The organism is Mesorhizobium sp. M0408, from assembly GCF_040321495.1.
Classification (GTDB): Bacteria; Pseudomonadota; Alphaproteobacteria; order Rhizobiales; family Rhizobiaceae; genus Mesorhizobium.
This window is the reverse complement of sequence record NZ_JAMYRO010000028.1, coordinates 58,168-70,229: the sequence shown is the minus strand read 5'-3', so window position 1 is coordinate 70,229 and position 12,062 is coordinate 58,168. Positions and strand designations below refer to the sequence as shown.

General features: G+C 62.7%; 13 protein-coding genes. 10 read left to right on the top strand and 3 right to left on the bottom strand.

Going from position 1 to position 12,062, the window contains the following annotated elements; genetic code table 11:
* Nucleotides 1-143: 143 nt before the first annotated feature.
* Complete coding sequence (locus tag NKI67_RS26650; RefSeq protein WP_352647739.1) at nucleotides 144-935, bottom strand: SDR family NAD(P)-dependent oxidoreductase; 792 nt, start codon at nucleotides 933-935, stop codon at nucleotides 144-146.
* Between the two features lie 328 nt (nucleotides 936-1,263).
* Between NKI67_RS26650 and NKI67_RS26645 the strand changes: the two genes are divergently transcribed.
* A complete protein-coding gene (locus NKI67_RS26645) occupies nucleotides 1,264-1,884 on the top strand; it encodes a hypothetical protein (RefSeq protein ID WP_352647738.1) in 621 nt (206 codons plus the stop codon).
* Nucleotides 1,885-2,021: 137 nt separating this feature from the next.
* Nucleotides 2,022-2,594: an HdeD family acid-resistance protein gene (locus NKI67_RS26640; protein WP_352647735.1), complete on the top strand. Its 573-nt coding sequence runs from the start codon at nucleotides 2,022-2,024 to the stop codon at nucleotides 2,592-2,594.
* Between the two features lie 331 nt (nucleotides 2,595-2,925).
* Here the strand turns inward: NKI67_RS26640 and NKI67_RS26635 are convergent, their stop codons facing one another.
* Both NKI67_RS26635 and NKI67_RS26630 read right to left on the bottom strand, forming a co-directional pair.
* Complete coding sequence (locus NKI67_RS26635; protein WP_352647733.1) at nucleotides 2,926-3,381, bottom strand: hypothetical protein; 456 nt, start codon at nucleotides 3,379-3,381, stop codon at nucleotides 2,926-2,928.
* Nucleotides 3,382-3,471: 90 nt separating this feature from the next.
* Nucleotides 3,472-4,428 (bottom strand): AEC family transporter, encoded by a 957-nt coding sequence (locus NKI67_RS26630; RefSeq protein WP_352647730.1) that lies wholly within the window; start codon nucleotides 4,426-4,428, stop codon nucleotides 3,472-3,474.
* 671 nt (nucleotides 4,429-5,099) lie between these two features.
* Between NKI67_RS26630 and NKI67_RS26625 the strand changes: the two genes are divergently transcribed.
* From NKI67_RS26625 to NKI67_RS26590, 8 genes are all read left to right on the top strand, one after another.
* Entirely contained in the window at nucleotides 5,100-5,885 is a 786-nt protein-coding gene (locus NKI67_RS26625; protein ID WP_352647728.1) for an alpha/beta hydrolase, read from the top strand.
* A 66-nt stretch (nucleotides 5,886-5,951) separates the two neighbouring features.
* Entirely contained in the window at nucleotides 5,952-7,622 is a 1,671-nt protein-coding gene (mdcA, locus tag NKI67_RS26620; protein ID WP_352647726.1) for a malonate decarboxylase subunit alpha, read from the top strand.
* An 11-nt stretch (nucleotides 7,623-7,633) separates the two neighbouring features.
* Nucleotides 7,634-7,951, top strand: coding sequence for a malonate decarboxylase acyl carrier protein (mdcC, locus tag NKI67_RS26615; protein ID WP_352647724.1), 318 nt, complete (start codon nucleotides 7,634-7,636; stop codon nucleotides 7,949-7,951).
* On the top strand, nucleotides 7,944-8,873 hold the full coding sequence (locus NKI67_RS26610; protein ID WP_352647722.1) for a biotin-independent malonate decarboxylase subunit beta: 930 nt from the start codon (nucleotides 7,944-7,946) through the stop codon (nucleotides 8,871-8,873). The genes mdcC and NKI67_RS26610 overlap by 8 nt, the downstream gene beginning before the upstream one ends.
* Nucleotides 8,860-9,591 carry a biotin-independent malonate decarboxylase subunit gamma gene (locus tag NKI67_RS26605; RefSeq protein WP_352647720.1) on the top strand — a complete coding sequence of 244 codons (732 nt, stop codon included), beginning with the start codon at nucleotides 8,860-8,862 and terminating at the stop codon, nucleotides 9,589-9,591. The genes NKI67_RS26610 and NKI67_RS26605 overlap by 14 nt, the downstream gene beginning before the upstream one ends.
* Nucleotides 9,584-10,261 carry a malonate decarboxylase holo-[acyl-carrier-protein] synthase gene (gene mdcG / locus NKI67_RS26600; RefSeq protein WP_352647718.1) on the top strand — a complete coding sequence of 226 codons (678 nt, stop codon included), beginning with the start codon at nucleotides 9,584-9,586 and terminating at the stop codon, nucleotides 10,259-10,261. Before NKI67_RS26605 ends, mdcG begins: the two co-directional genes overlap by 8 nt.
* Complete coding sequence (gene mdcB / locus NKI67_RS26595) at nucleotides 10,237-11,133, top strand: triphosphoribosyl-dephospho-CoA synthase MdcB (RefSeq protein ID WP_352647716.1); 897 nt, start codon at nucleotides 10,237-10,239, stop codon at nucleotides 11,131-11,133. Before mdcG ends, mdcB begins: the two co-directional genes overlap by 25 nt.
* A complete protein-coding gene (locus NKI67_RS26590) occupies nucleotides 11,130-12,062 on the top strand; it encodes an acyltransferase domain-containing protein (RefSeq protein WP_352647714.1) in 933 nt (310 codons plus the stop codon). The genes mdcB and NKI67_RS26590 overlap by 4 nt, the downstream gene beginning before the upstream one ends.

Below are 12,062 nucleotides of genomic sequence, written 5' to 3'. Positions count from 1 at the left end.
TGAAAATTATCCAAACCCCAGTTCGACGGTGCCTTGCAATGCGGTCTCGAGGTCAAGGTGGCGCGACAATCAGCTGAAGACCCAGCCCAAGCCAGGGCTGACATCGATGTTGCTGGGACACGAGCGAGTGGCAAATCCCGGGTTTAGACCACGGTCGGTGTCGCACCTCCATCGATGCGCAGTGCTGCGCCATTGATCGCCAAGGCGCTTTGACTGACGAGGAATGCGATCAGGTCGGCCACTTCGGCAGGCTCGATCAACCGTTGTAGCAAAGACGTCGTGTAGTGGGTTTTGAAGAATGTTTTCTCCACTTCCGCATCGGAGTCTTTCGAACCGCCGAGCATGCTGCGGATGTCACTCAACATGCCGGCGTTCTGTATCGGGCTGGGCAGGACGGCATTGACAGTGACGGCGGTACCCTTCGTCTGTTCGGCTAGGCCGCGCGAAATCGCAAGCTCTGCCGTCTTTGTCATTCCATAGTGGACCATCATTCTTGGCGTCGAGATCGCTGTGGTGCTGGACACAAATATGATCCGTCCCCAGTTCTTCGCAAGCATTGATGGGAGCAGATAGCGCGCCAAACGGATGCCCGAAAGCACGTTAGTTTCGAATAGATGCAGCCAGTCCTCGTCGGTGATCGAAGTAAACGCCTTGATCTCGTGAAAGCCGAGGTTGTTGATGAGGATGTCGATTTCCGGAGCTTGGGTGACAACCGCATCCGCGCCTTGCTGGGTGGCGGCGTTCGCGATGATCCCGATCACCTCGCCAACCGCGCTTGAACGGATTTCCTTCAGGGCTGCGTCGAGCTTCGCGCCGTCGCGCCCGGCAATGATAACCTTGGCTCCTTCACGAGCCAGTGCGGCGGCGGTAGCAAGTCCGATCCCACCCGTTGCGCCGGTAACCAGCGCGGTCCTGCCTTCCAAGTGAAGTTCCATATCGGCCTCTTTAAGCTGTTGGGGTGTCGGGCGGGATTGTTGCGGCAGCAGCTAGATCGCCATGCCGGATTTGCTCCAGCGGATTACGCCGCCAACATAGCGGCACGATCCAGCAGGTAGAGTAAAGAGTCGAAAATAAAGGAAAAAATCGGTATTTTCACGCTATTTCCAAGTTTTACTAACGAAGTTTTGCTATATCAATTAATATTGCGTCGAAGCACCCTGCTTTGTCGCGGTGTGATCTTAGATAAGCTGGTGTTGGCGTTTCTCTCTGTTTGTGAGATCAGTAGTTCAATCACAGACACATGTGTTCCGGGGGTCCGAGCCAATGGTGGAGCGGCATCTCAACTGCGATCGAGGAATCGTCTCGCGCCATGTCATCTGGGGGCTGCGGCAAGTCAGCTTCGAAAGCGCGCACCGCTTGAGTGTTTTGGGTCACGGAGAAACGATCATGAGAAGAAATATTCACGTACTGGTAGTGTGTGCCATTGGCTTTCTTGCGAACCTGGCAGGGTTCAATGAAGCCCAAGCCCAAGGGCTTGAATGTCCAAATCCGAGCGATCTTGGCACATCGCCATTGGAGGCGGATGTCGAGCAATTAGTGCCCAAGGGATATTCGCTGGAGCAGCCTGGTGATCTGCAATCAGCTATCAGGCTGCTTCGCGAGCATGGCATGTCAATTGATGACACGATCAATCACCTCGTCGCGTACTACTGTCCCGCGGTCTCAGCCGATGCCGGCTTGAGCCATGGCCAGATGGTCGAGCGTGTTCAGCAGTTCGCCAAGAACGCGCGACTTCAGGTTTTCGCCACCAACAACGTCGAAGACGTCATCTATAACGTACCACTCGACCCGACCGTAGCACAGCTGGCAGCCGATGCTGCGAAGAAGAAAGGCCTGACCGTCGAGCAGTGGATCAAGACGACAGTGGAGAGCGCAGTTCAGTAGATCCGTTACTATCACGCCCGGCTTGATCGCAACCTTGGAAAAATCGCAAAGCACCGTGCAATGGCGAAAGACCATTTCAGATCAAATTGAAATGGTGAATGCCAATCTGATTTTCCACCGGAAAAGGAGACCAAAGGATGTCTAACGTCGCTGCCGACCACTCCCTCGGAGGGGCGCTTAAGATGCTTCATCGAAAGTGGGGCTGGTTTGTTGCCCTCGGAGTCGGCTTGCTGATCGGTGGCATCATTGCAGGTCTGAACCTGTATGTCGCGACGCTCGTCTCGGTCTTCTACATCGCTGCCAGTATGCTGGCCGGCGGCGTGATGCAGGTTTTTCACGCATTCACGACTCACGGTTGGGGGACCAGGATAGTCTACCTGCTCGCTGGTCTGCTCTACGCGCTCGCGTCGGCTATCGCGCTTTTCAATCCGCTCTTGTCGGCGGTCAGCATTTCACTGGTCGTGGGGATTCTCCTCATAGCGACCGGCGCGGTACGGATCGTGACAGGGATACAGGCTTCTCGCCAGCACGGATGGGGCTGGATGGTTGCCAGTGGCCTCGTCACGATGATTGTAGGCGGCGTTGTGGTCGCTGCGTGGCCAGCGATAGGTCTTTCCTTGCTCGGCGCAATATTGACGTTCGACCTGCTGTTCCAAGGGTACGGATTCATCGCCTTTGGTCTGTCGATGCGCCGCGCGTTAGAACTATGAGCTGACCTGCCACTTATCTGAATTCTTGTCGCAGCAAAAATCGGATCTATGGACGCGAACGCTCAGGCCACAGCTAGCTATAACGATACCGCCCCGGACCACTTCACCCGTGCACTGGATTGCTGCCCGCCTTCTGATGTTGGCGCCTACACCGGCGCAACGCTGTGTACGACTGTGACGCAAGCGGAAGTGACCACGCAGCCCAACCCGACGCTGCACCGGCTTCAGATCCTTGTCGACGTTGCCGGTACCGGCAGTTCTCGGCCGCCGGCCGCAAGCCCAACCGGGCACATCCGTCATCAGCTACTGCGTTTCCAATCTCGCGACGCAGCTAGGGCTGAAGCTGTTCGAGCGCGAGGGCACGCGCGAGCCGTAACTGACTGAGATTCAGCAGGGCCATGCTGGAAGATGCATGGCCCATGACTGGCATGCTGCAGCGCATGCGTTCGCGCGTCGATGGCATCGTTATGGGCTTGAGGCCGAAGTGGCGTTGTCGGTCGATGTGGCATTGCCTTCGCCAGCGCTGGCGGGTGCTGAAATCGCTCGAGGCGCGTCCGTTATGCTGCGCGTGGATATCGGCCCGCTGGGCTGATCCCGATGTTGTCGTCAGCGGGCAGGCCGATCTAGGCATTGGCTGCCTTTTGGCCGATGCCGACGTGCACCTCGTGCGCATCCGCTTCATGTCGATGGTGCCGGCCGCGGCCCCAGCCGTCCGCTGGCGCGGCTGCCGAAGCCGATGAAGATCGAGTATCTGCGTGAGTACACGCAGCTTGTCGTCGCCGACCATGAGCGTACCAAGGGGCGAGACTAGGGCGTCTTTGCCTACCGGACATGGCGGCTAACGGACATGCGCACCGCGAAGAGAGATGCAGATCGCCTAAAGCGGAAAAAGCAATGCTATGACTGTTGTCAGCGTGACGATGCTGAAAAGAGTGCTCGCTATGACCATCGAGCCGGTTGCCGCTGAGTCTAGGCGATAGTCCACGGCAAAGAGAATGCCGAAGAAACCCGACGGCATAGCGGAGATCAGAATGGCTATCTTCGCCGTCTCGGTCGATATCGGCAACGTAAACACGACCACGGCAGTCAAGATGGGTCGGCCGATATCGGCAAGCCCTGTTGCAGCAACTACGCTCCAATTCAAGCGAAACGGTTGCGACGAGAGAATGAGACCTGTCAGGAACAGCGCCACACCGGGGGCGGCAACTCCGACGAGCATAAGGCTCGCCTTGGCGAGGGAAGGTAGCTCCAATCCGGCGAGGGAATACAGAATGCCGACTGCGGGAGCCAGAACGACGGGTTTCGTCACTGAGCGGAGGAATGCCTTCCGAACCCGTCTTGCGGGGCCAGTCGCGATTTCTTCCTTCGGTTTCCTGGAATTCAGTTCGACGAAAATCAAAGACATGGGGCTGACGATGATCGAGCCAGCGGCAAGCGCGACAGCGATGGGGACTGTGCCATCTGGTCCTATAACGGCAGCCGCTATGGGAAGGCCAACGCCGGCCAAATTCGGGAAAGATACAGTCAGGGCCTGAAGGGCCGCGTCCGCCTTCGAAACGTCCGAGGAAGCACGGACAAAAAAATACCATGCAAGATGAATGAGCAGCATCACGAAGCCGAGTGTCAGGAAAAGTGGCACTTGCTCGAGCATCTCGCTTCGCGGTGCGGATGCGGTCGCCACGAACAGCGAGGCAGGCAGCGCAAAGTTCATCACGAGAGCATTGAGGCCGTCGACATGATGGTTTTCAACGATGCGGAGCCTACCGGCGCCGTAGCCAACAAGAATCACGAAAAAGATCGGGACGAGTGCCGGAAGGATTGTATTGGCCGTCATGTCGGAGGCTTCCTGCAGATGCAATTCGCCTCGTGGGTATCGCCCAGGATGCTCCACACGCGTTTTGCACTTTTTATGATGTGTCGGATCGACAGATCCAGCTCAGCCTCAGCCGAGCTTGCAACCGCATTTCCCAGCCGGATTGCTTCGGCTTGGAAAAGGATGGCGGTGAGGGCATCCGCTATCTGTGATCGCGCGCAATGTGGGGCGGCCTGCGCGCCACAGTGCCAGTCGTGGGTTCCGCCGTTTGGCCCGGATCCGCGACTGGCACTGTCGACATTAAGTAAAGCGCTGTTCGGCGACCGCATTTGGGTGAGTCCTCAGCGTCACGGCGATATCGGTTCGTCATCAGAAGCTCAGGCTTGCACAGGCTCGCGCTTGCCGCGCGTAAATTGTTGGAAAGTGTTGTTGAGGGCCGATGGCAGAGCGCTTGGCCAATGCGTCTCTCAGTGCCGGGCTGAGACGGATTAGATCGTCGGCGAGCCTCGACGATTCTGATAGGTGAACCGACGATCCAAAGGGCGCAGTTTCTGCTGTGGAGCGCTGAGCGAGCCTTCCGATTGTTGGCTTGCGATTATTTACCCATCTTAACGCGCGCTCCGTTCATATGCATGCCAGCATCTGGCCGTTCACGATTTTCTGAACGTCAACCCAACCGCCGAGGTGCTGCCATGCCATTTCGCCGTATCTGTTCCGCCGCCTTACTTGCGTCTTCTCTTGCCCTGATCGCCCCCGCTGCGGCGATGGCCGAGCCCATCAAGAACATTGTCCTGGTGCATGGTGCCTGGGTCGATGGGTCCGGCTGGAAATCGATCTATGACATTCTGGTGAAGAAGGGTTTCCGTGTATCGATGGTCCAAGAGCCCGAAACGTCGTTCCAGGATGACGTCGCCGCCGCAAAGCGCGTGCTCGACATGCAGGAAGGTTCGGCCATCCTCGTCGGCCACTCCTACGGTGGCTCGATCGTCACCGAGGCGGGTGTGCATCCGAAGGTGGCCGGCCTCGTCTATGTTGCCGCCCACGCACCAGACGTCGGCGAGGACGAGGGCGAACTCGGCAAGAAGATGCCGAGCGTGCTGGCCAAGACCGAAGGGGCGATCAAAGCGACACCGGACGGCTATACCTATCTGGAGCCGGAACTGTTCCCGAAGCTGTTCGCCCCTGACCTCCCTCGCGAACAAGCCGAGTTCGCTGCCCGCTCGCAGGTGCTGGCCAAGGCCGAGGTGTTCAACACGCCGCTGACTGCGGCTGCCTGGAAGACCAAGCCGAGTTGGGGCATCGTCGCCGGCAACGACCAGATCATCAATCCCGACCTCGAACGCTTCTACTATGAACGCGCCAAGGCGCCTTTCATCGTCATCGAAGGCGCCAGCCATTCGGTCTACGAATCCCATCCAGAGCGTGTTGCCGATGTGATCGTGGAGGCCGCTCGGAAAGTCGGAGAGAAGACGAACTGAACGCAGACCAAAGCCGTCGCACAGCGCCAGCATGCGACGGCTTCTTTCAGTGCACGAGGTCCGTCCATGACTGCCCTTTCGAACATCTCGTCGACCAGAATCTGGGACGCATCACGTCGGTCACGCGAGCAGCGCATTGCCGCGGCCAGCGCCTATGCCCGTGGCAAGCAGGTCGCACCCGGGGATACGACGAAGCTGCTGGAGGCGGTGATACGGCCGGGCGACCGGGTGTGCCTCGAGGGCGACAATCAGAAGCAGGCGGACTTCCTTGCCGCCCGGCTCGCGGAAGTCGACCCCTCGGTGGTGAAGGACCTGCACATCGTGCAGTCCGGCGTGGTGCTGGCCGAACATCTCGACCTGTTCGAGGCCGGCATCGCGAAGCGGCTCGACTTCTCCTATTCCGGCCCGCAGGGCACGGCGATCGCAAGGGCGCTCAAGGCCGGGAAGATCGAACTCGGCGCCGTTCACACCTATCTCGAGCTGTTCTCGCGCTATTTCATCGATCTCACCCCGCATGTCGCGCTCACCGTGGCGCGCTGCGCGGATCGCGACGGCAATCTCTATATGGGCCCGAACACCGAGGACTCGCCCGTTGTCATTGAGGCGACCGCCTTCAAGCAGGGAATCGTCATCGCGCAGGTGAACCAGTTGGTCGACAAGGTGCCGCGCGTCGACGTGCCGGGCGACCGGGTCGATTTCGTGGTGGTGACGCCCGAGGCCTTCTATGTCGAGCCGCTGTTCACCCGCGACCCGGCACAGATCACCGAAACGCAAATCCTCGGCGCCATGCTGGCGATCAAGGGCATCTACGCGCCCTATGGCGTGAAGCGGCTGAACCATGGCATCGGCTTCAACACCGCCGCTATCGAGCTGATCCTGCCAACCTATGCCGAGCGGCTTGGGCTTAAAGGCAAGATCGCCACGCACTTCGCCCTCAACCCGCACCCCACCCTCATCCCCGCCATAGAGTCGGGCTGGGTCGAACAGGTGCACAGCTTCGGCTCGGAAGTCGGCATGGACGACTATATGAAGGCGCGGCCGGACATCTTCTTCATTGGCCGCGATGGTTCGATGGCGTCCAACCGCATGTACTGCCAGTCGGCCGGGCTTTACGCGACCGACTTGTTCATCGGCTCAACTCTGCAGATCGATCTTCAGGGCAACTCCTCGACCTTCACCCGCGACCGCATCGCCGGCTTCGGCGGAGCGCCCAACATGGGCTCGGACCCGCATGGACGGCGCCATGCCAGCGAGGCCTGGTTGAAGGCGGGCCGTGAAGCAGTCGGGGAGGCGACGAGCCTGCCGCGCGGGCGAAAGCTGGTGGTGCAGATCGTCGAGACCTTCGGCGAAAAGCTCGACCCCACCTTCGTTGAGAGCCTCGACAGTGTCGAACTGGCCCAGTCGCTCGATCTCGCGCTTCCACCGGTGATGATCTATGGCGATGACGTCAGCCACATCGTTACGGAGGAGGGCATCGCCAACCTTCTGCTCTGCCGCACAGCATATGAGCGCGAGCAGGCGATCCGCGGCGTCGCCGGCTATACCGATGTCGGCCTTGCCCGCGACCGCAAGGCCGTGGAGGATCTGCGGACCCGCAAGGTGATCCAGCGGCCGGAAGACCTTGGCATCGATCCGCTCGAGGCCAACAAGAGCCTACTCGCCGCGCGCTCTATCAAGGAGCTCATGCACTGGTCGGGCAATCTCTACGATCCGCCGGCCAAGTTCCGCAATTGGTGAGGAGGCGGCACATGGAAATCCTCAAAGTCCACCACAGAACCCGCAGTCCAGCCGCTGGCACCATCGGCAGCGCTCTCGTCGGCGTCGTCGCCTCCGGCAATCTCGAAGTGCTGCTGGAACGCACGCTTGCGGATACTGAATGCACCGTCGAAATCGCCACCCCGGTGCGCGGCTATGACGATGTCTGGAAGGCCGTGGTCGCCGCCTTTGTCGAGCGCGCCTCGCCGGGCGGCCTGCGCATCTCCATCAATGACAGCGGCGCCCGGCCCGACACGGTGATGCTGCGGCTGTTGCAGGGCGTGCGGACCATGGAGGCTGGCCATGACTGACTCGAGGCATCCCTCTGCCGATACCGCAAGCTGGTTCTTCTCGACCGCGCGCGAGCGTCTCGCGGGGCTGCTCGATCCGGGCAGCTTCACGGAGTTCCTGCCGCCGACGGAGCGCGCGCAGAGCCCCCATCTCGCCTTGTTCGACCTGCCCGCCGCCTTCGATGACGGCATGGTTGTCGGGCGCGGCCGGCTCGGGAGACGTGCGGTTCTTGTCGCGGCACAGGAAGGCCAGTTCATGGGCGGTACCTTCGCCGAGGTGAGCGGGGCCAAACTCGTCGGCCTGCTACGCGCCGCACGAGACGATGCGAAGCTGCCGCGCATCGTCCTCTTGCTGCTCGACAGCGGCGGAGTGCGATTACAGGAAGCCAATGCCGGCGAGCTCGCAGTGGCGGAGGTGATGCGCGCCATCGTCGAGGTGCGCGGCTCCGGCGTGACTGTCATCGCCCTCGTCGGCGGGAGAGCGGGCGCCTTCGGCGGCGCGGGCCTCACCGCCGCCACCTGCTCGCGGATCGCCATTTCGGAACAGGGGCGCACCGGCGTGTCTGGCCCGGAGGTCATCGAAACCAACAAAGGCGTCGAGGAATTCGACTCGCAGGACAAAGCGCTGGTCTGGAGCGTGACCGGAGGACGCAATCGCCGCCTGCTCGGGGGCGCCGACGCCTATGCCGGGGACACTGTGGCGGGCTTCCGCGACGCCGTGCTCGCGTCGATCGACCGAGCGCCGCCTTTCGATCTCGCGACCCTGCGCGCCGAGCAACGACGGCTCGCCGACCGGATAGAGCGCCTTGGCGCGTGCAACTCCGCGGTCGAGATGTGGGTAGCGCTCGGCATTGCCGAACCGCAATCCATCCGGAACTTGGATGACGCGGCCTTCGCGGAGATCGTCAAAGGCCTAAGAGGAGCTGCTCATGACGCTCGATGAGATCCTCTCAAGTCTCTTCCGCAAGGGCCACGACATCGATCCCCGGTCCGATCATCTGATTCTCGGCACGGGAAAGCGGGCCAATGGTGGCACGGTCGTGGTGGTCGGCATCGCCGACGGCGAGGCATTGGGAATCGAGGGTGTGCTGCCGCTGGCCCGACGCGTGCTCGACATTGTCGCGACCGGCGGCAAGGCACCGATCCTCGTCATCGTCGACACACAGGGCCAACTCATGTCCCGCCGCGACGAGATGCTCGGCCTCAACGAGTATCTCGCCCACCTGGCGAAATGCCTGCTGCTGGCGAGCCGGAGCGGCCATGCCACCGTCGGGCTGAATTACGGTAAGGCCGTCGCCGGCGCGTTCCTCGCTACTGCGCTAGCCACCGACATCCTTGTCGCGCTGCCAGACGCCGAGCCGGCGGTGATGGACCTGCCCTCCATGGTGCGCGTGACCAAGCTGCCGGAGGACAAGCTGAAAGAGCTGTCGCAAACCACCCCGGTTTTCGCACCCGGCCTTGCCTTTATGAGCGCCGTCGGCGCAGTGGCACAGGTTTGGGATCCCGCGAAGCCGCTCGCCGATCAGTTCGAGGCGACGCTAGCGGCTGTCTCCGCGTGCGATAAGCGAGACGTGCTCGGCGCCGAACGTGGAGGGCGCGCTGTCGCCGCGCAGATCGCGCGGCGCGTGGCACACCAAGCGTCCGGTGACGACTATGTCTAGCCATGCCTATCGCCGCCACGATCTGCTGCGCGTAGAGCCAGGGGCGTGGAGGGAGATGCTCCTCGCTGCCGGCAGCCTCGACCGTCTGGCCGATGAGCCCCGGCTGTTGGTCGAAGGCTGGGCCGAACGCGGCTTGCCGGTGATCGTGCGGCGGGGCGCCGCGGGTGACGACGAGAGCGCGATCGCCATCGGGCTCCCGCTGCCCCCCACACTCGGCAAGCTGAGGCTGGGCTTTTTCATCCCTCCCAAGCACGTGGCGGCAGGTGTCGCGGCGCACTCCGTGGCCGAGGCAGCGCGGTCGGCCCCCGCGGACCTGCGCCCACAGCTGGAAGCTGCCGCCGCTCTCGCGATGCGGCTGGGGTTGCGGCCGGCCGTCTTCGGCGCGCTGCTTTGGCAGCATCTGACAGGGCTCGCCTATCTGCGGGCCGGCTCGGACATCGACCTCATCTGGCCAGTATTTCGCCGAGAAGACCTTGATGAGTTGCTCGACGGTCTCGCCGCGCTCGACGACGCCGGCCCGGCCCGACTCGACGGCGAGATCGTCTCCAGCACAGCCGAAGGCGCGAACTGGCGCGAACTGCGCAGTGCACTCACGCGCCCCGGCGGCACAGTCCTGATCAAATCGATGCACGGAGCGGAACTCAGATGCGCACGACATCTCTTCGTGTGACCGCGACTTTACCGAAGCGCGCCCCGGTGCACGGGCGGGCACCGCTGGCACCTGCCGACGCCGATCGGTTCGGCGGCATGGCGGCAGATGCGCTGCTCGCCGAACTCGACACCTGGCCGAAGCCCGGCCTCGTCAGCCCGCTCGACAACGGCAGCCATGACGACATGGACTGTGGTACCTTCCTGAGCAGCATAAACGTCATTCGCCCCTTCTATGCCGAGCTTGCCGCAGCCGGCGGGGCGGGCGCCGATATGGCGGAGTTGCGGCGAATAGGTGCGCTCGCAGAAGACGCCATGCTCGCTGCCACCGGAGGGGTGAACACCCATCGCGGTGCAATCTTCGCGTTGGGCCTGCTCTGCGCGGCAGCCGGTGCGGCATGCGCCGAGCGACTCCGTCTTTCGGCGAAGCGGCTGACGCGGATAGTCGGGGAGCGCTGGGGTCGAGAAATCACGCGCGGCCCGATCCCGCTGAACAGCCACGGCAGCGGCGCGATGCGGCGCTTTGGCGCCGGCGGTGCGCGCGCGGAGGCTGCTGCCGGCTTTCCGCACGCGCGGACCATCGGCCTTCCGGCGCTGCTGGCCGGACGAGTGCTTACTGGCGACGAAGGGACGGCGCGGGTGCATGCCTTTTTCGCATTGCTAGCGGCGATGGAGGACACCAACCTGCTCCACCGCGGCGGCACGGAAGGGCTGCGGGACGCACGCCGCGCGGCATGCGATTTCCTTCTCGCTGGAGGCGTCGGCCGGACGGACTGGCTGGCCCATGCATTGGCCGTGCACCGCGCATTTGTGGCGCGGCGCCTCAGCCCGGGTGGATCGGCCGATCTGCTGGCCGTGACGGTCTTCCTCGATCATGTCGAGAATACGCCGTGAGCGGCATCGCGATATTTTGCTCTGGACAGGGTAAACAGAGCGCGGCCATGTTCGATCTCGTCGCCTCTGAGCCGGCGGCGGCGCCCGTCTTCGCGCTCGCCGCCGGGGCGCTCGGCGGCCGCGATCCGCGCGACCTCGCCCACCAGGGCGGCGACATCATTCACCGCAACGACGTTGCGCAGGTGCTTTGCTGCGCGGCGGCGCTCGCCGTATGGGCGGCGGTCGGCTCGTCAGCTCCGCGCCCGCTCACAATCGCCGGCTACAGTGCCGGCGAAGTGCCGGCCTGGTCGGTCGCCGGCGTGATGGACGCATCGAGCGCCTTCGACGTCGTGGCGTGCCGCGCCGCCCTCATGGACGAGGCTACGCACGAGCCTTCCGGACTTGCCGCCATTATCGGCTTGCCGCGCGATGTGGTCGACGGAATTTGTCGCGCCCATGGGCTCGACGTCGCCATCGTCAACGGTCCGCTGCACCTCATCGTCGGCGGACGCGCGGCGGGCCTCCGGCTGGCGCTCGCGGACGCCACGGCGCGTGGCGCCACCCGCGCGAGGGTGCTGCCGATCCACGTCGCATCCCACACACCGGTTCTCAAAGCCGTGAGCGAACGGCTCGGCAGGCTGGTGAGCGAAACCGTCACGGACGTCCGTTTGCCCAGCGATGTCCGACTGGTCAGCGGTATCGACGGGGTGCCTGTTCGCAGCGTCGCCGATGGTCTCGTCAAGCTCGCGGCTCAGGTCTCGACAACCATCGATTGGACGGCCTGCATGGATGCTTGTCGCGCCTCCCGTCCCGCCCGCGTGCTCGAACTCGGACCCGGCAACGCGCTGTCGCGGATGATGACCGAGTTCGAGCCCGACATACCAGCGCGCAGCGCCGCCGATTTCCGCTCCGTAGCTGGCCTGCGCCGGTGGATGGAAGTGGCGTCCTAA